This is a genomic window from Brevibacillus laterosporus LMG 15441, from assembly GCF_000219535.2.
Taxonomy (GTDB): Bacteria; Bacillota; Bacilli; order Brevibacillales; family Brevibacillaceae; genus Brevibacillus_B; species Brevibacillus_B halotolerans.
Genome location: NZ_CP007806.1, coordinates 1,581,587 through 1,600,152, shown reverse-complemented (window position 1 = coordinate 1,600,152; position 18,566 = coordinate 1,581,587). Strand labels below are relative to the sequence as shown.

Below are 18,566 nucleotides of genomic sequence, written 5' to 3'. Positions count from 1 at the left end.
AGCCCATGATTTCTCTTCAGCGATGGAAACCATGGGCTTTTTCGATAAATGTTAATCAGTTACAAAATAGGCTAACGTGGACTACTTGCTCTTACTTGACCATCTTTTGATCAGTTCCTCCGCTGTCAGGACGGTTTCAGCTTCCCCTAACTTTTCACCTAGTTGAGTCACATAGGGCGTGTCCAATCCTGCGCGTTGCAAAAGCTCCCGATTGAAAAAGACATCGCGAGTGTCAGCGTCAACGAGTACCTGCCCCTGGTTCAAAACAATGGTTCTCTCAAAATGGGCAGCCACAAAATCCATATCATGCAAAATAGCCAGCACTAGTTTGCCTTCCTGGTTCAACTGCCTAATAATTTCAGCAATCCGCCGTTTTCCAGCATCGTCCTGTGCTATTGTTGGCTCGTCTAAAATGACAACCTCCGTATTCATAGCAACCACAGATGCGATGGTAATTAGTTTTTTCTCCGATAGTCCCAGATCATGTGGATTCTCAGCTTGACGATCCCACAAGCCTACTAGCTGCAATGCTTCCTTGGCACGCTGCTTTGCCGTTTGCACGTCTACCTTGAGCTGTAGGGGGCCAAACATCACTTCGTCTACTACCGTTCTTTTAAAAATCTGATCATGTGGATTTTGAAAGACGAGTCCAATTGAACCAGCAAGCTGAGCTACCGTTGCTGTTTTTGTATCAACCTCTCCAATGAGAATGTCACCCGCTGTTGGCTGCAATAAACCTTTTAACAGCTTGACGAACGTTGTTTTCCCCGCACCATTTTGACCAATAATAGCTGTTGTGCGTTGGTCAAAGGCAAGCGATATTCCTTTTAGTACTTCTTGGCCATTTTGATAACCAAACCGAACATCCATTAGTTTAATCATGCTGGTCACCCTCATTAGACTGCGATCTTTGTTGCCCATGGTGCTCGATAGGCTTTATTGTTGTTTTCAAGGAATCTGATATTTGTTGTCCTTCAGCCGTCCCTTGCCTATTTGGTTGCTGATATGCCTCATACGAACGCTGTGCTTCCCCTAATGTAACAGGATATGTATTTGCACCAGATACCTTTAGCCCTAATTCACGACATACTCTGGTATAGACAGGTGGTTGAATATCGTACTGAGCCAAATCATCGCGTGAAAACAGGCGGGACGGTGTATCCACATCAATCAATTTTCCCTGATGAAATAAAGCAATACGGTCAGCGTATTCGGCCAGCTTTTCCATTTTGTGTTCAGCCAATATGACAGTCATGCCTTCTTGACTCAAACTATGGATAGCACGAAAAACCTCCTCGGAGCCTTGGGGATCTAGCTGAGATGTAGGTTCATCCAGCACGATCACCTGAGGACGCATAGCAATAACACTAGCAATTGCCATGCGTTGCATCTGGCCACCTGACAAGTCAAATGGGGCTCGGTCCTTGCATTCCTCGATATCTAATAAATGGAGGACTTGATCAATTCTCTCCATCATCTGTTGACGAGGCACACCCAATTGTTCCAAGCCAAACGCAATTTCTTCATACACCGTTAGCTTAGCACCTGTCACCTGTGTAAAAGGATTCTGAAAGACAATGCCCACCTTGCGTATGGTTTCGTCAATTCCTGCTTTGCCCACATCCGTGCCATCAATCATCACACTGCCCCCATAGGCTCCTTTATAAAAATGAGGGACTAGGCCAGTTAATGCTTGGCAAAATGTTGATTTACCCGCTCGATTTTGTCCAATCACACCAAGGAACTCACCGCGTCGCACTGTCATGCTCACACCATCTAACGCCAATTGTTCGCTCATCGGGTACCGATATTTTAGCTGTTTAATCTCAATGTGACTCATCCGATAACCCTCCAAACAATCGCAATCCCTATGCATACTCCCATAAGTGCTCGTAACATTTTTCCATGTGCATATTTTGTTTCTTCCTGCAAGAACGTCTTGGGACCGGCCACATTAAATCCGCGAACCTGTATGGCTAGGCTTCGTTCCTTCGTATCAATAAGCGAGCTTAATACAACCGGACCGATTAGTGGAACAAATGCTTTCATTCTGGTCAGCAGGCCTCCTTGTGTCTCCATTCCTCGCGATCGCTGCGCATCTGTAATCGTTTCCATTGTTGCCATCATTTGTGGGATAATTTGAAATACAGAGCTTAATACATATCCGAAGCGAGGCGACAATCCTTTTCGGACAAGCGAGTCAATTAAATCAGACGGTTTCGTCGTCAGGACAAGAATGAGAAATGCTCCTACAATATTAAGGGCGCGAAAACAAATCCCTAGCGCATATAGTAGTCCTTCCTGATAAAACGCCCAAGAGCCAATATGAAATAGTACTGTTTGGTTTTCCACATGAAAAAAACCTTGGATCAGCACAATGGTTATCAGCACAAATCCAACAAAGCTAATGACTGCCAAAGCACGTTTGAACACTTTGCCAATCCATAAAATAAAGAAGCTCACCAGCATCCCAAATAAGGCAGTGTACAGAGTCGGTAAAATAATAGGTACCAATATAGCAAAAACAATATAGAACAGCTTGGTAATCGGATCAATCTGGTGTATGACCGTATCCTTTTGAACATATAGACTTAATGTTTTCATGGTTTCTACACCTCTTATCTATAACTTAATCCAGTGACTCAATATCTGACTTGTTTTTGTACATATGAATAAGGCTCTTTGGCAATACCCGATATATACCATAGGCAACCAAAACCGTTAAAAGTTTATCCGGAACGTCCACCACTAGTTCATCTAAGAAAGAAGCAAGCCAGATGGATTGTGTCTTGTTCATTACAGATGCAAACACAATATCGCCCCATAAATTCCCTGTCTGTCCTCCCCAAAACCATACATTTAGCGGTGTAGAAATAAGTACAGCGGTGACCCCGACAGTTAATCCAACAACCGCCGCCTTACCCCAACTGTTTATCCAGCCTTTAAAAGCCATTACCCCTGCAACCAAGCCCATGCACAAACTCGTTATAGCATATACAAACGAAATCGGGTCCACTGTTAAACCATAAATAATGTTGTTAATAAGTCCAGACAATCCCCCGATAATAGGACCCGCAAGCAAACTAGCCAGCACTGTTCCAATAGCATCCAGCCATAGAGGTAATTTTAAGAGTCCAGCAAACAGCTTACCGATGTAATTTACACCAACTGCTACTGGAATAAGTACGAGAGCAGTAGTTGATAATGACCACATGCTGCGTTTTGTAGACATGTACATTCCTCCTTAACAAAATTAGTTTTAGTATGGAGGCTAAAAGCCATACTAGCAATAGTTTCGTAACAATTTGCACAAGAAGTTTTTAATTTGTCCTCGTTCTCTAATAGATTTACCATGTACTGACAATTCACTCCTCAAAAAATGAAAATTCTCCCCGTCATGGCGCCATATTAGCGCCGCACCGGAGAGACTGCTTGCCACTTTTTATCCTGAAACAGGATGCAACACACACTAGCCGTCATCAGCACGAGAAATCCAGTAAAAAATGAGCGACTGATATTATCAAATATTCCCGCCACTATCGGACTTAATATAGCTCCAGCAGACATAATAGCAGAGTAAAAGCTAAATGCGGTTCCGTAGAGCTGACGTGGAGCATAAGAGGTTAAAATGGTTGTCATTGCAGGAAATAACAGACCAAAGGCTCCCCCCACTATAAACATCATCCAGTAAATCGAGACATTCCAATTCATTGCTGTCGCATAAAACATGGCACTCAACATAGATAGGCCAATTAAGCAGCGAACCACAGGCGATTTACGTTGAATCTGCGCTATGCTCAATGTAAGCAATGAGCCTATTCCCATCATGCTAAAAACCATTCCAGTGACAGTAGGATCTAAATGCTGACGTGCAATTAATAGCGGTACTTCATACATCATAGTCCCTTGCGCATACATGATAGCAAAGGCAGAAAAGAAAGCGGGATACATCCCGACGCTTCCGAATATCACCTGTAGCGTTGCTTTTACCGTTTTCTTTTGACTCAGGCTGTTTTGGTGGCCCTGCTTTTGTTCCTGCACCTCCTCCTTAAATACATATTCCTCAGGATTCACCCTCCTTGCATCACCACTATGCTTGGGTAAAAAGAGCAATGCAATCAGCCCTGTGATGAGCATTACCCACCCCAGAATGACAAAGGAGTTAGCAAATCCAAACCTTCCTGCGAGAAATCCCCCGACCGCTGGTGACAAAATAGAGGCAAAGGTCAGAATAATCCCCTTTTGCACAAATATTTTATTTTGCTCATCGATCGTATCCGCAGATGAGGCGAGTACCGCAAAGCAAGCTGGAGAAACAAAAGCCATAACATACCCATAGGTCAAACGAATACCGAGCAATTGCGTAGAGCTATCAATAATCCCATGCAGCATTAATAGAATTCCTGAGATCATCAAGCCTGCGCTAATAAATCCTTTTTTGCTATAACGATCAATGATAGGTCCTGCTGTCAAATTGCCAATCAGGTTAGTGAAGGAATACGCGCTTAACAAAAGTCCAATTAGCAACGCAGGCGCTCCTAATTCTTCAATAAAGGGTGACAAGAGGGGCATTTGTGCATGCATGTCGAACGAGGCCAAAAACAAAATGACAAACAGCAACCAAAGGGCATACTTTCTCCGCAAAACAATTTCCACTCCTTCCTTTGCTACTGCTCTTTTCACTATATGAGAGTGGCTGTCCGCTTCATGAATGAAAAAACCTTTTTATACAAAGAAAGACGCAAAAGATGTCTTTGCATCCTTTGCGTCTTCTAGCAGTTGCTTTCGTATGTTATTCCGTTACACGGTGTAATCCTAGTGAACTCTCATGGAAAGTAAGCTTCGGATATTTTTCCTGTGCCATGCGCAATTGGTATTCACTATCAAATAGCATGACTAGACGACCATAACGATCTGTAACAGATTGGCTACGTGATTTAACCGCATCCATCGCCTCTTTATCCCCTTCGATCCAGCGAGCAATCTGATAGGACATGCGTTGTAATTCAATATCAACGCCGTACTCTGCCTTCAAGCGATACTCCAGTACTTCAAATTGCAAGACACCAACCACTCCAAGGATGAGTTCTTCCCATGGATGGGTCTTAAACAATTGCACAGTACCTTCTTCTGTCAGTTGCATGACGCCTTTTTGAAATTGCTTGTGCTTCATCGCGTCTTTAACGGTCACCTTAGCAAAGAATTCTGGAGAGAAATGAGGCATTTCCTCATATTCAAATGCAGGCCCAACACAGAGTGTATCTCCAATTTGAAAAATTCCTGGGTCAAATAATCCAATCACGTCACCAGCAAATGACTCCTCAACGATTTCGCGATCCTGCGCCATAAATTGCATGGGTTGAGCCAATTTAATATCCTTGCCTAACCGCACGTGACGAACATTCATTCCTCTTTGGAATTTACCTGAGCAAATACGCATAAATGCTACACGGTCCCGATGTGCTGGGTTCATGTTCGCCTGAATTTTAAAGATAAAACCGGAGAATTTACCATTTAATGGATCAACCTCACCGATCGTACTTTTCTTTGGTGAAGGTGATGGTGCCATCTGCAAGAAATTTTCTAGGAAAGTTTGCACGCCGAAGTTATTGATCGCCGAACCGAAAAATACCGGAGTTAGCTCCCCTTTAGCAATCAGCGACTCATCGTATTCATCGCCAGCGATATCTAACAATGAAACCTCTTCCTGAAGCTGATCGTACAAAACCTCGCCTACGCTGCTCTTAATTTTAGGATCATCAGGTCCACTTACCTCAACAGAGGATATCTCCTGGTGATCGCTACCATCCTGATACAGCTCAACGCGATTTTTCATTCGGTCGTATACACCACAAAGATCGCTCCCCATACCGATTGGCCAGTTCATTGGATAAGAGCGGATTCCCAAAACATTCTCTAGTTCTTCTAAAAGAGAGAACGGGTCCTTTCCGTGACGATCCAATTTGTTGATAAAGGTAAAAATAGGAATTCCACGCATCCGACAAACCTTAAACAGCTTAATGGTCTGCGCCTCTACCCCTTTTGCTACGTCAATGATCATGACCGCGGCATCAGCAGCAGTCAATGTACGGTACGTATCTTCACTAAAGTCTTCATGACCAGGTGTATCCAAAATGTTAATATGGTGTCCTTTATATTCAAAGTCCATCGCAGAGGAGGTTACTGAGATACCACGTTTTTTCTCAATCTCCATCCAGTCGGAAGTAGCATGCTTCGAATTTTTACGCCCTTTCACCACACCGGCTTCTCGAATAGCGCCTCCATAATACAATAATTTTTCAGTCATTGTCGTTTTCCCGGCATCCGGGTGGGAAATGATAGCGAATGTACGCCGTCTCGTAATTTCATTCTCCCAATTCGCTTGTGATTGAGTCATTTATTCATTCTCCTATAGCAATCAAATTCTTCCTTACGCTTCTCTACCAGTACGATTATACAAACAAACTCGCCACGATAAAAGAGAAAAGTCTACAATCAACACGAATCTCTTCAACCACGTCCTATCTTTCCTGAAACTTTATCCAACATGATCCGTCATTCATGTAAAAGGTTTCTATATTTTCACAACAAAGGGGGTGTGCATCATCGGTCGTATAAAAATGATGATCGGACTTGTTTTGAAGAATAACATAGGATTTCTTTAGAAGTAGCTGATCACTAACAAGTGCGTCTGCTTCCAAGGTGCCTTTTACCATTTGGAGTCCATCTTTTGTCAGATCAAAGCTGTTCTAAACCAGCATACCAAGAGTAAGAAGAAATGAAACCTGGCGTAATGACGGTTATGAACTATTTATTGCGGCTGACACTGGCTTTACTGGTAAGCCGATCGCTTTAGACAAGGTTTATGTAATGAAAGAAGATTTGATTTTAAATGAAATCACAGTAAAACCTGAGTTTATCAATGAGATTACTGACAAAGACCAAAAGCTCTCAGTCGGTTCTCTACCCCCTAAAGCTATCAGTTACAAAGTTATTCCAAACCATGCTGAAATCTATTTAGCGGCAGAGATAAAGAATGGGGAAATGATAACAGGACTCAGTGGGTGGATGCCAAAACAAAAGTATGTCTTCGCTGGCTCTTTAAAGAGATCGCACAAGCTAAAGATAGCCATAATAGTGAGATGAACTGGACTATCATCATGGCGCCTATCCTTGCTATTTTCTTTATTGGCTATATCATCATCCGTTATTCAAAATGTAGAGCGAACAAATAATAAATTACTACTTTTCTTTTGTTGAAGATAGATGTACTTAGAGCAAAAATCCGCTATAATAATGAGACAGTTAGCGTGTGTAGCGAAGATATCGTAGGCGCGCAATATTATACATAATTTTCAAACAAAAATTTTTTATCAGAAAATTTTCTTTAGGAGGCGTTCTGTCTATGAGTACGATTAATCAATTAGCTGCCGATTTTATTACTTTCTCTAAAAAAATTCAGGCGTACAACAATGCAACTGCCGTCTTATACTGGGACCTTCGCACAAAAGCACCGAAAAAAGGAATGGATGCTCGCTCTGAAGTGATTTCGACCTTATCCACTGAAGCATTCAAGCTTTCCACATCCGATCAAATGGAGGATTTCCTACAACGTCTAACTGAGGAGCAAGCCTACAAGCAATTAGATGCGGTCACTCAAAAATTAGTGGAAGAATCCAAAAAGGATTTTGACTTAAACAAAAAGATTCCTACCGACCGTTATCAGGAATATGTGCTTGTTACAAGCCAAGCTGAAAATCTTTGGGAAGAGGCTCGCGAAAAAAATGATTTTTCCCTGTTCCGTCCCTACCTAGAAAAAATCGTAAAAATGAAATTGGAATTCATTGATTACTGGGGAGCAAAGCCAGATAAATATGATACTCTGTTGGATCAATATGAACCTGGTATGACAGTAAAACAATTAGATCAAATTTTCACCTTATTGCGTGATAAAACGGTTCCTTTGGTTCATGCCATCAATGAATCAAATCGTCGCCCCAATATTAGCTTTATGGAAAAGCATTTTGCCAAAGCAGATCAAGCGGCATTTAATCAGCTCGTGCTCCAAAAAATCGGCTTTGATTTCCAAGCTGGACGCCTGGATACGAGTACCCATCCTTTCTGCATTCACTTCGGCTCCACCGATGTCCGTCTAACCACCCGATACGATGAACAGGACTTCCGTTATGCATTATGGAGCAGTATACATGAAGCAGGTCATGGTATGTATGAGCAAAATGTAAATGCGGCTTACAATGGTCTATTGCTAAGTAACGGTACTTCGATGGGCGTTCATGAATCCCAGTCTCGTTTCTGGGAGAACATGGTAGGACGAAGCTTACCTTTCTGGGAGCATTTCTATCCAGCGGCGCAACAAGCTTTCCCTGAGCAGTTTGCCGATGTAGCCTTACAAGATTTCTATCGGGCAGCCAACCTAGTGGAACCTTCCTTTATCCGTACGGAATCAGACGAACTCACCTACAATTTGCATATCATGGTCCGCTATGAAATCGAAAAGGGCTTAATCAATGAAACCATTGAAGTAGGAGAGCTACCACAAATTTGGAACGAGAAAATGAAAGAATACCTAGGCGTCGATGTACCTAGCGATGATCTTGGTGTCCTACAGGATGTTCATTGGTCAAGCGGCTTAATGGGCTACTTCCCAACATATTCCCTAGGAAATGTTTATGCCGCGCAATTTACGCATGCAATGAAAAAACAGCTTCCTAATTTTGACGATCTTTTACGTGCAGGTGATTTTGCACCGATTAACCAATGGTTACGCGAGAATATCCACCAATTCGGAAAAATGAAATCTCCTCAGGAGCTTTTGCAGCACGTTACCGGGGAAAAAGTAAATGCAAGCTATCTAGTTCATTATCTAGAAACAAAGTATAAGGATTTATATCAGCTATAGAAATAAGACAAGGTATTTCCTTATAGACATATAAAAAATAGCCTCCTTGCATGCTCATCCTGTTTTAGATGCTGCACAAGGGGGCTATTTATAATGGTATTGAACAAATGACACATTCACTCAATTGACGTATTTATCATTTAGCTTCGTCTGTTTTGACTACATTCATCCCTACTGGTTTTTCTTTTGTTCGGGTCAGGACAATAATTCCCAATACTACAAACCCCATTCCTAAAACATGGTACCAATAGATATCTTCCTTCAGCACTAAACTCGATAATAAAATCGTAGTAATGGGTGTTAACGCAGTAAACACGGATGCTACACTAGCAGGTATCACTTTTAATCCTTGATTCATTAAAATGACAGCTAAAATTGTTACGACAATTGCTGTGTAGAAAACCAACAGCCAAATCGTTATGGATATTTCAGAAAGATCAACGCTTAATGCATCATGTATAGCTAGTGGTAAAAATAAAATCGCCCCTACAATACTTAACGCCGTTGAGATAGCTAAAGGAGACCAAGCTTTCGATAATAGTTTTCCAAACGAAAAAAAGATAGCATCCCCTATAACAGCACAAAGAATGAGAAAGTTCCCAAATAATGAGCTAAAGCTTATACTATTCGTAGCAATAATTCCGAATACATTTATAGAAACCGTTCCTAAAATGGTTAACAAAATCCCTGAAATCTTGGCAAAGCCTAATTTCTCTTTAAGAAAAACGTACGCAATGACCCCCATTACAGCTGGAGTACAACTCAGTACAATCCCGCTCTCCACAGCGGACGTATATTGCAAGCCATATAGCAAGCAAATGCTAAATAGAAAAATCCCTACGAAGCTTTGTATAAGTAAAACAAAAACATCTTTTTTATATAAGGTAGGAAGTCTTCTTTCCTTTCGGCAAAACATTGGCAGTAAGATAAGGCTAGCAATCAATAGCCTTAATTCAGATGCTAAAAAAATAGGGATTTGCTCTAAAATAAATTTATTTACTACTACAAAGCTCCCTATTATAGACATGGCAATGGATACTTTGATATACGCTATCGTGCTATTAGACAAGTAAATCTCTCCCACTTTTTAATAAAAATAATCGTTTTTTCTCTCTATTGTTTATGTAAATGGTCTTTACCATCAACAGTAATAGTACCACAATACACCATTTGGTTGGTTTTTTTTAGTAGGAAAAAGTGCACTCGCTGAATTCAGATTGTTCTGCCAGTTATCTCATTATTCTGTCATCTCTTCACATATCTTCTTACTATGACGGGATGCTTATTAAACATATAAAAGGCCCGCTCCCACGTGCCGAGGAACAGACCTTTCTTACCCGAATGAAGTATATATTATTTCGCTTGCAGGGTAGCGCTATCTGTTGGGGCTACCTGCTTCATTTCTTTACATTCTTCCTGTTGTTTGCCTTTTGTAATCTTGGTTTTGATAGGCGATACCAACCAGTACATGGTGCCTACAAATAATGCTCCTCCGACAATATTACCTAGTGTAACAATGCTCAGATTATGAACCCAGCCCGCAATGGTAATCGTTTCTGGGTGAGGAAGCATTAGCGCCAGCGTTAGCACTGTCATGTTGGCTACACTATGCTCATAGCCAGAGGTAATAAAGGCAAACAACATCCAGAAAATCAGAATTAGTTTCGCTGTATCCTCCTTTGCCCGGGTCGCTGTCCAAATAGACAAGCAGACTAACCAGTTACAAAGAATTCCTCTGAAAAATAATTGCACAGTTGGTAAGTTCATTTTTTTGGCTGCTAGATAAAAGAGCATATGGTCGCTTGAAGCATGACTAAACACACCCGAACCTACAATAATCAGACAGAAAACAGTTGCACCGAGTAGGTTACCAATCCAGCACCATACCCAGTTCTTCCCTGCATCCTTCCATTTAGTCGCCCCGCTTAAGGCTCCTATGGTGAAATACATATTATTACCAGTAAACAAATCAGAACCAGCAAAAATGACCAAGGTTAAAGCAATCCCAAACGACACGCCCATCAATGTCATCGTAAGAGGGGAACCCGCTTGTAGCAACGGCTCACCTACCGTTAAGATTAATACGATTCCAATCCCTACATAACAGCCTGCCAGTGCTGCGTGTAGTAAATAGCGGGCTATGCTTTTATCCAGCATCTCTTTTTTCTTTACTGCGTTCTTAGCCATTATTTCCAGAGTATCAGTATACAAGGTCTCCAACTCCTTAGGTGTTAGGCACGTGTATGTTAAGATAAAAAGTTATCGCAAGCAGGCAAGCCTAGTTTCACCGTTTTTCCTTCGACCACTACAGGGTATACTTCTACTTGGCCTCGATCAGGAGCTTGTACTGTTCCGTCAACCAGCGAAATTTTCCAGTCGTACAAAGGGTCATACAAAAATAGATCAGAAACGATTCCGTCTACTAATGTGCCTCCCCTAGGATGTGGATTGCGATTAGCCACTGCATAGAATTGATCATCATCTAAACGAAACAGAGCAACCTCTGTTTCTTCTACACAAACCACTCGGCCTACTTTCTTTGGAAAATCATCAATATTCCCTATTTCATAGAAACAAACTAACTGTTCAGCAACAGGATGCAGCATGCTTCTAACACTTCCTTCCCTTTGGACATACAAAAAAAAATCTCTATTTCATTCTACATTCGTAGTATAACGGGTTCGGCTTCAATGCAAAAGTTATATCTGTCACTTTATGAGAAATTTTTCACTTTCTTTTCTGTTTTGTCACATTTGGGAAGAAAAATTGGTGATTATCTACTCAAATATAGAATACTAACCAATTAATATCTACTTTTTTGAGTTGGAGGGGAAACAATGGATTTTTCTTCGTTACGTCAATATTTTAACGATATTGCACACAGTATTGGTGATATCAGCAGTAAGACAGGAAATGCTCTAATCGGGATTCATTCTGAATTAAGTAAGATAAGTAAAGCAATACAGACCACAAATATTTTGCTTGGCATTCTGATTTTTTTGGTTATGGTTCACCTTATTTATTCCGTTGTCCAAAACCGTAAAAAAGGTACATAACGAAGAAGACCTCCTACGTTTTCTTGTAAGGGTCTTCCTTTATCTGAACGGTATGATTAACTCTCTGCTCCTTATGAGCTGGACACTTCTTTAAGGCCTGCTTTTACTTGCTCTTGTTGCCTGATATATTGGGTCAGCTCGACAGTCATCTGGTAGTAATTGAACGGGGTAATTAAGTATATTCCATTAAAGTATTGAAGCGTTGCATCGATTAGTTCCTTTGCCATACGATTCCCTTCCTGACGAGCGGCTTCACCTGTAAATAGCTTCATTTGTTCTAATGCATATGGGGACAGCTTGATACCAGGTACCTCGTTATGCAAAAACTCTGCATTACGCGAGCTCGTTAACGGCATGATGCCAATAAAGATAGGTACACGAATATGTTTCGTGGCTTCATATATTTGTACAATGGTCTCGGCATCATAAACAGGCTGCGTCATAATGTAATCAGCTCCAGCCTCAACCTTCTTTTCTAAACGAGCCACCGCTGCATCCAAGTGGCGCACATGTGGATTAAATGCTGCCCCGACAATAAACTGAGCATGCTGCTTCAATTGTTTGCCCGAAAACGCATAGCCTTGATTTAACTGTTTTACCATACGGATTAAATCAAATGAGCTCACATCATAGACTGAACTAGCACCCGGCAAATCTCCAAAGCGTGAAGGATCGCCCGTAATAACTAGTACCTGGTCAATACCCAGTGCGTGAAGACCCATTAAATGTGATTGCTGTCCAATCAGATTTCGGTCGCGGCAGGCAATGTGAAGTAGCGGCTCGATTCCTAATCGCTTCATCATGGCTCCTAAAGCCATATTGCTCATACGAACTGTTGCTAGTGAGTTATCTGCTAGCGTTATTGCATTCGCACCGGCATCATGTAAAGCACAACAGCCCTGTAAGAAATCTTCTGTATGCAGATCCTTAGGCGGATCGAATTCAACGATAATCGTAGGATGGTGCTTTACTTCTTCGATAATACTTGGCTGAAGACGTTTTTGGACGGCCTGCACCTCAATTCTCTCCGAGTGAATAGGAGCGGGTGGATTCACCCGTGGAAGCGGTTTGCGCCCTGCCAATTTTTCTGCAATTGCTCTGGTATGTTCTGGCGTTGTACCACAACAACCCCCAATTAGTCTTACACCCTGTTCATGTAAGCGCAAAGCACTTTCCGCAAAGTAGTCTGGAGATGATTTGTAAGAAAGGGTTCCATCAGCCATGCCAAGACGGCCTGCATTGGGGAATGCAGAGAGAAAAACATCATCTGGACACACTGTAGCTTCGAAGGAACGCAGGATCTCTGCCGGTCCCAAGCGACAATTGAGTCCTATTACGTCCGCTCCTGCATCCTTAATCTGCTGGAAGGCATACGTCAACGAATGCCCATCACGCGTGGTACCTACTTCCAATGTAGCAAGCTGGGCTATGATGGGTAGCTCTGTAAGAGGACGTATCACCTCCAGCGCTAGCAATAATTCATCAACATCCAAGAACGTTTCCAGCAAAATTCCGTCTACACCTGCATGCAAAAGAGAAGTAGCTTGCTCTTCGAACTGGTCTTTAAATTGGTCGATTTGCTTAGTTCGGACACGTCCAGCAATAATTGAACCCATCGCTCCAACTACGAAAGCATCATCTCCGACCGCTTCCCTCGCAAGGGTCACCGCGGCTCGATTCATCCGCGTAACCTTACTTTCTAGGCCATATCGGGACAAGCTATCCCGATTAGCCCCAAATGTATTCGTCTCAATCAGCCGTGCTCCCGCTTCATAATAAGCGGTATGTACGTTGCGGATTATCTGTGGATTACTCAAACATAACTCTTCGTAACTAACGCCAATCGGAACTCCCTGCTCGTATAGCTGAGTAGCCATCGCTCCGTCACCCACTAGTACGTGCTGTGTGAGATAAGCCCGCAAATCTCGTTTTCCCATTGAGACTCCCCCTTTTCGTCGTTTATGATCACACTTCCACTCCAACTGGTGGAGTCGCATTAAAATAACGGGCTTCAGGATGAGCAAATACCATGGCTGACACGGATGCTTCAGGGTCCATCATGAAGCCTTCTGTTAGTTGAATTCCGATGTCTTGTGGCGACAACAGCTTAAAGAGTTTTTCTTGATCTTCTAAATCCGGGCAAGCAGGATATCCAAACGATACGCGGATTCCCTGATAACGCGCCCCAAAACGTTCTAGCATAGTCATATCTGCTGGGTCTGGAAAGCCCCATGAATCGCGAATAACATGATGAATTCGTTCGGCAAACGCTTCTGCTAGCTCTAGGGCGACTGCTTGCAGGACATGAGAACGTAAATAGTCCCCTTTTTCTTTCCATTCCTGCGCTAAATCTCTCACTCCCCTTCCGGCTGTAACAGTCAAGAAAGCTACGTAATCCATCTCATTCGTTTCCACAGGCCGTAAAAAATCAGCAAGACAAAGATGAGGAGCTTGCGGTTGACGCGGGAAAGTAAAACGTTCTAACAGCTTTGAATGATCGTTTGGATCATAGATCAGGATGTCATTGCCAAAAGATTGAGCCGGAAAGAATTGATACATTCCATTCGCCTGCAAAATCTGACTACGGATCGCTTCATTTAGCAAATCATCTACGATTTCATATAATTCGGTCGCTTTCTTGTCGCCTGATTCGATTAATTTATCCACGTTGCCCTTGATACCAAGATGCTTTCCAAGCAGCATACGTAAATTAACGTAAGGACGCAGATGGTTAATCGGATAGTTGCGCAAGACATGGCGCTCCAAATCAGGTGCAACATAGACCGGTGTTGTAATGCTTGTCGCAGAGCGAATCATTTCCGGCTGTGGAATAACAACTGATTCGCTAGCTTTTTCTTCTATTTGAGCCTGATTGACTGTCGCTTGCGCTTGTAATTCCTCTACCAGCTTCAGTCGAGCTTGCGGATCATGCAATTTATTAGCTAGGTTCAGGCCATCCATCGCATCTTTTGCGAATAAAACGATGCCTTCATATTCAGGAGCAATTCGATTTGTTGTAAATTTACGCGTGAGCGCCGCTCCTCCAACCATCAGCGGTACATCAATGCCAGAGCTTCGCAAATCCTGCGCGGTAATCACCATCTGCTGCGCTGATTTTACTAATAAACCTGAAAGCCCAATGGCATCTGGTTTTTCCTGATGACAAGCAGCAATCAACTGCTCTGGTGCAACTTTAATCCCTAGATTAATTACCTCATAGCCATTATTGGATAAAATGATCTCCACTAGGTTTTTACCGATATCGTGGACATCCCCTTTAACCGTAGCTAACAAGATTTTTCCTTTTACGGTTGATTCAGACTTTTCCATATGCGGTTCCAAAAAGGCAACTGACGCCTTCATAACCTCTGCACTCTGTAGCACTTCTGCTACAATCAATTGGTTCCCGTTAAACAGGCGACCAACCTCTTCCATCCCTTTCATAAGGGGACCATTAATAATATCAAGCGGAACATATTTTTCCAAAGCGAGGGTTAAATCTGGGATTAATCCGTCCTTCGAGCCTTCCACCACATAATTAGCTAAACGTTCTTCTAACGTCAGATTGGATACCTCTTTTACAACCTCTTTCTTTTTCTGTCGATAAAAATCAGTAAACGTTGCTAAGGTTTCATCGTTTGTATGAAATAACAAGTTCTCTGCCAGCTTGCGTTCCTCTTCAGAAATCGAAGCATAACGTTCTATCTTTTCGGTGTTAACAATCGCGTAATCAAGCCCAGCTACTGTTGTGTGATATAAAAAGACCGCATTTAACACCTCACGACCTGCCGGGGGTAATCCAAAGGAAACATTGCTCACACCCAGAATTTGTTTACATAATGGAAAATGTTGTTTAATAAGGCGGATACCTTCTATCGTTTCCTGCGCTGAACCAATGTATTGCTCATCGCCTGTTCCTACCGGAAATACAAGAGCATCAAAAATAATGTCCTGCGGATTAATTCCAAACTGATTTACCAACAAATCGTAGGAACGTGTAGCTACCTCCAGCTTGCGTTCACGAGTGATTGCCATTCCTGTTTCATCAATGGTCCCGACAACCACAGCCGCTCCATATTTATGAATCAGTGGTACAACCTCTTCAAAACGATCTAGTCCATCTTCTAGATTAATCGAATTAATGATTGCCTTCCCCTGGGAATATTTCAAGCCCAGCTCCACTACCTTTTTATCCGTGGAATCGATCATCAACGGTGCTTTTACCTTTCTGCTTACGTATGGAAGAAATTTCCCCATATCCTCGTACTCATCACGGTCAGGGTCTGCTAAACAAATATCTATAACAGCGGCTCCTCGTTTTACCTGTGCCCGTGCTATGTCTGATCCTTCCTCGAATTGACCAGCAGCAATCAAGTCACGGAACTTCTTAGATCCAATAACGTTGGTACGTTCCCCTACAAAAATGGGGCGATTGTCGTCCTCAACATAGAGTACCTCAATGCCTGATACAGCAGTTGCATGAGACTTTTTATTTTCTCGTGGTGTAATCCCTTGCAATGCTTCGTGTAGCGCTCGAATATGCTCGGGTGTGGTACCACAACAACCACCCGCTACGTTAAGCCATCCCTTTTCCGCAAATGCTTTCATTTTCATCGCTAACCCCTGCGGTGACTCGTGATAGTGACCATTCTCATCAGGTAAACCTGCATTAGGATAACAACTGATTCCACACAAGGCCAGATCAGATAAGGTTCGTAAATGGTCACGCATGAACTCCGGACCTGTCGCGCAATTCAGACCAATCGTGATCGGTTTGAGATGTTCAATCGATACATAAAAAGCCTCGATGTTTTGGCCTGCCAGAGTCGTGCCCATCGGTTCGATTGTTCCAGAAATCATGATAGGCAGCTCATAGCCAAGCTCCTGAAATGCCTGACGTATGCCAATACCCCCAGCTTTTACGTTCAATGTGTCCTGTGAGGTTTCCACCAGTAATAAATCTACCCCACCTTCCATCAATGCTTTAGTCTGACGATAGTACGCATGAATTAATTGCTCAAATGTAACGCCCCCTGTTAACGAAAGGGTTTTCGTAGTGGGCCCCATAGAGCCTGCTACATAACGTGGCCACGACTCCGTGCTAAATTCATCTGCTACTTCTTTAGCAATACGTGCAGCCGCCAGATTAAGTTCATAATCTCGATCTGCTATGTCATACTCAGCCAAAACAACATCAGTTGCTCCAAATGTGTTTGTTTCCACAATGTCAGCACCTGCTTCAAAATAGGTAGCATGAATATGCCGGATGACATCTGGTCTTGTTACATTCAATAGTTCGTTGCAGCCTTCATATTCCTCACCGCCAAAATCGTCCGCTGTGAGATTAGCCTGCTGTAGCATCGTTCCCATTGCACCATCGAGTATCAATATTTTTCGTGCTAGCTGCTCTTGCAATGTTGGTTTGTTCATCCCCTATATCCCTCCGTAATCTCCATTAGACTTGGCAAATAAAAAAATCCCCTTCCTGCCTGAAAGCAAGAAGAGGATTACTAATGTTCGTTAAGTAGGAACTTACCCCCTCTTATCTTTCAAGGCAAACAGCCCTGCTGGAATTGGCACCTGATCTATCGGTTGCCGAGGCATCTTCGGGCCAGTCCCTCCGCCTCTCTAGATAAGAGAAATCATATTTAGTTAAATGTCCATATGACGTTTTGTTCGTCTTTTGAATACAGGTATCTTAACATTCAGATATTATTGGCGTCAATGGATTATCTGCCAATCTTTTATTTTTTTGTAGTCTGCTGCCCAAATTTTGCTTCCCTTAGGCATAAGCCCACACCAGATAGACAGATATGTATAGACTGTAGAATAACAAAGCGAAGGAGGAATTGCCAGATGAGTACATCGTTTTGCGGTAACTGGGGAGGCGGAAGTTTTAGCTTCATTCTAGTGTTGTTCATTCTGCTGGTAATCATAAGCTGCAGCTGCTGCGATAACTAGCAACCGTGTAGCGACACCTTCAAACATATAACCTTTAAGGAGGAATTCTTTCATGAGTACATCTTACTGCGGAAATTTCTTCGGTGATAATTTCAGCTTCATTTTAGTGCTGTTCATCCTACTGGTCATCATTTCTTGCGGCTGCTGCTAAAATATAAGAAGCTCTTTCACCGGCAAACCTGAATTCGATTACGCTCTTTTTTATCTGCGCCTACCTCTACATGATTCTACAATGTTTCATACCTCCATAAGGAAACCCAAAAACATTACTCAGGTTTGTACACTCACCAATATAGGAGAGGGGAAGGGGCAGGCACATGCCCCTTTCATCTCTTATCCATTCTTTCCTTCGCTTGTAGAAATAATGGCCCTCTGCTAGGATAAAAAGGAAGATAGATGGAGAGATTTTCATCGAAAACAATCTAGCCTATTTACATACATCTGTGTTTCAAGCCTCCTTGATTCCAGTAAAGGTACTAGAAGAGACGGACTTTGAAATCTACACTGTCGTAAAACATCATGAGAGTGAACAGCACTATTTGCATGACCTCACCACCATGATCTTATGACAGGCGGTAATCATGAAACCTATGAATACTATCTTCCTTTATCAACCGGTCAAGCCATGG

The 18,566-nt window shown here is 42.4% G+C and carries 16 protein-coding genes and 1 riboswitch; of the genes, 5 read left to right on the top strand and 11 right to left on the bottom strand.

What is annotated here, in order from left to right; genetic code table 11:
* Positions 1–81: 81 nt before the first annotated feature.
* The 6 genes from BRLA_RS07425 to BRLA_RS07400 form a co-directional block, all read right to left on the bottom strand.
* On the bottom strand, positions 82–882 hold the full coding sequence (locus tag BRLA_RS07425) for an energy-coupling factor ABC transporter ATP-binding protein (protein WP_003338086.1): 801 nt from the start codon (positions 880–882) through the stop codon (positions 82–84).
* Positions 875–1,840, bottom strand: a complete 966-nt coding sequence (locus BRLA_RS07420) for an energy-coupling factor ABC transporter ATP-binding protein (protein ID WP_003338087.1) — start codon at positions 1,838–1,840, stop codon at positions 875–877. The genes BRLA_RS07425 and BRLA_RS07420 overlap by 8 nt, the downstream gene beginning before the upstream one ends.
* On the bottom strand, positions 1,837–2,604 hold the full coding sequence (locus BRLA_RS07415) for an energy-coupling factor transporter transmembrane component T family protein (RefSeq protein ID WP_003338088.1): 768 nt from the start codon (positions 2,602–2,604) through the stop codon (positions 1,837–1,839). The genes BRLA_RS07420 and BRLA_RS07415 overlap by 4 nt, the downstream gene beginning before the upstream one ends.
* Positions 2,605–2,629: 25 nt before the next feature.
* A complete protein-coding gene (locus tag BRLA_RS07410) occupies positions 2,630–3,232 on the bottom strand; it encodes a hypothetical protein (RefSeq protein WP_003338089.1) in 603 nt (200 codons plus the stop codon).
* A gap of 176 nt (positions 3,233–3,408) precedes the next feature.
* Entirely contained in the window at positions 3,409–4,644 is a 1,236-nt protein-coding gene (locus BRLA_RS07405; RefSeq protein ID WP_003338090.1) for an MFS transporter, read from the bottom strand.
* Positions 4,645–4,792: 148 nt separating this feature from the next.
* Positions 4,793–6,397, bottom strand: coding sequence for a peptide chain release factor 3 (locus BRLA_RS07400; protein WP_003338091.1), 1,605 nt, complete (start codon positions 6,395–6,397; stop codon positions 4,793–4,795).
* 473 nt (positions 6,398–6,870) lie between these two features.
* On the opposite strand from BRLA_RS07400, the gene BRLA_RS07390 reads away from it, so the two are divergent.
* Positions 6,871–7,146, top strand: a complete 276-nt coding sequence (locus BRLA_RS07390) for a hypothetical protein (protein ID WP_003338092.1) — start codon at positions 6,871–6,873, stop codon at positions 7,144–7,146.
* 259 nt (positions 7,147–7,405) lie between these two features.
* Positions 7,406–8,920 carry a carboxypeptidase M32 gene (locus BRLA_RS07385; protein WP_003338094.1) on the top strand — a complete coding sequence of 505 codons (1,515 nt, stop codon included), beginning with the start codon at positions 7,406–7,408 and terminating at the stop codon, positions 8,918–8,920.
* Between the two features lie 136 nt (positions 8,921–9,056).
* Here BRLA_RS07385 and BRLA_RS07380 read toward each other — a convergent pair whose 3' ends face one another.
* The 3 genes from BRLA_RS07380 to nirD all read right to left on the bottom strand — a co-directional run bounded on the left by BRLA_RS07380 (position 9,057) and on the right by nirD (position 11,526).
* On the bottom strand, positions 9,057–9,989 hold the full coding sequence (locus BRLA_RS07380) for a DMT family transporter (RefSeq protein WP_003338095.1): 933 nt from the start codon (positions 9,987–9,989) through the stop codon (positions 9,057–9,059).
* Between the two features lie 284 nt (positions 9,990–10,273).
* The gene (locus tag BRLA_RS07375; RefSeq protein ID WP_003338096.1) at positions 10,274–11,131 is read right to left on the bottom strand and encodes a formate/nitrite transporter family protein; all 858 of its coding nucleotides are present in this window, start codon (positions 11,129–11,131) and stop codon (positions 10,274–10,276) included.
* Between the two features lie 35 nt (positions 11,132–11,166).
* Positions 11,167–11,526 carry a nitrite reductase small subunit NirD gene (nirD, locus tag BRLA_RS07370; RefSeq protein ID WP_003338097.1) on the bottom strand — a complete coding sequence of 120 codons (360 nt, stop codon included), beginning with the start codon at positions 11,524–11,526 and terminating at the stop codon, positions 11,167–11,169.
* A gap of 231 nt (positions 11,527–11,757) precedes the next feature.
* On the opposite strand from nirD, the gene BRLA_RS07365 reads away from it, so the two are divergent.
* A complete protein-coding gene (locus BRLA_RS07365) occupies positions 11,758–11,976 on the top strand; it encodes a hypothetical protein (RefSeq protein WP_003338098.1) in 219 nt (72 codons plus the stop codon).
* 71 nt (positions 11,977–12,047) lie between these two features.
* Here BRLA_RS07365 and BRLA_RS07360 read toward each other — a convergent pair whose 3' ends face one another.
* Positions 12,048–13,913, bottom strand: a complete 1,866-nt coding sequence (locus BRLA_RS07360; protein WP_003338099.1) for a bifunctional homocysteine S-methyltransferase/methylenetetrahydrofolate reductase — start codon at positions 13,911–13,913, stop codon at positions 12,048–12,050.
* A gap of 28 nt (positions 13,914–13,941) precedes the next feature.
* The gene (gene metH / locus BRLA_RS07355; RefSeq protein WP_003338100.1) at positions 13,942–17,406 is read right to left on the bottom strand and encodes a methionine synthase; all 3,465 of its coding nucleotides are present in this window, start codon (positions 17,404–17,406) and stop codon (positions 13,942–13,944) included.
* A gap of 109 nt (positions 17,407–17,515) precedes the next feature.
* Positions 17,516–17,615, bottom strand: a riboswitch (SAM riboswitch).
* Between the two features lie 25 nt (positions 17,616–17,640).
* On the opposite strand from metH, the gene BRLA_RS25125 reads away from it, so the two are divergent.
* The gene (locus BRLA_RS25125) at positions 17,641–17,937 is read left to right on the top strand and encodes a YjcZ family sporulation protein (protein WP_081476739.1); all 297 of its coding nucleotides are present in this window, start codon (positions 17,641–17,643) and stop codon (positions 17,935–17,937) included.
* A gap of 52 nt (positions 17,938–17,989) precedes the next feature.
* Positions 17,990–18,088: a YjcZ family sporulation protein gene (locus BRLA_RS23075; protein WP_081476738.1), complete on the top strand. Its 99-nt coding sequence runs from the start codon at positions 17,990–17,992 to the stop codon at positions 18,086–18,088.
* The last annotated feature ends 478 nt before the right edge of the window (positions 18,089–18,566 follow it).

Bases quoted from the DNA above. Each gene is read 5' to 3' on its own strand.
- BRLA_RS07425 (WP_003338086.1), bottom strand. From the start codon at position 882: ATGATTAAACTAATGGATGTTCGGTTTGGTTATCAAAATGGCCAAGAA.
- BRLA_RS07420 (WP_003338087.1), bottom strand. From the start codon at position 1,840: ATGAGTCACATTGAGATTAAACAGCTAAAATATCGGTACCCGATGAGC.
- BRLA_RS07415 (WP_003338088.1), bottom strand. From the start codon at position 2,604: ATGAAAACATTAAGTCTATATGTTCAAAAGGATACGGTCATACACCAG.
- BRLA_RS07410 (WP_003338089.1), bottom strand. From the start codon at position 3,232: ATGTCTACAAAACGCAGCATGTGGTCATTATCAACTACTGCTCTCGTA.
- BRLA_RS07400 (WP_003338091.1), bottom strand. From the start codon at position 6,397: ATGACTCAATCACAAGCGAATTGGGAGAATGAAATTACGAGACGGCGT.
- BRLA_RS07390 (WP_003338092.1), top strand. From the start codon at position 6,871: ATGAAAGAAGATTTGATTTTAAATGAAATCACAGTAAAACCTGAGTTT.
- BRLA_RS07385 (WP_003338094.1), top strand. From the start codon at position 7,406: ATGAGTACGATTAATCAATTAGCTGCCGATTTTATTACTTTCTCTAAA.
- nirD (WP_003338097.1), bottom strand. From the start codon at position 11,526: ATGCTGCATCCTGTTGCTGAACAGTTAGTTTGTTTCTATGAAATAGGG.
- BRLA_RS07365 (WP_003338098.1), top strand. From the start codon at position 11,758: ATGGATTTTTCTTCGTTACGTCAATATTTTAACGATATTGCACACAGT.
- BRLA_RS07360 (WP_003338099.1), bottom strand. From the start codon at position 13,913: ATGGGAAAACGAGATTTGCGGGCTTATCTCACACAGCACGTACTAGTG.
- metH (WP_003338100.1), bottom strand. From the start codon at position 17,406: ATGAACAAACCAACATTGCAAGAGCAGCTAGCACGAAAAATATTGATA.
- BRLA_RS25125 (WP_081476739.1), top strand. From the start codon at position 17,641: ATGACGTTTTGTTCGTCTTTTGAATACAGGTATCTTAACATTCAGATA.
- BRLA_RS23075 (WP_081476738.1), top strand. From the start codon at position 17,990: ATGAGTACATCTTACTGCGGAAATTTCTTCGGTGATAATTTCAGCTTC.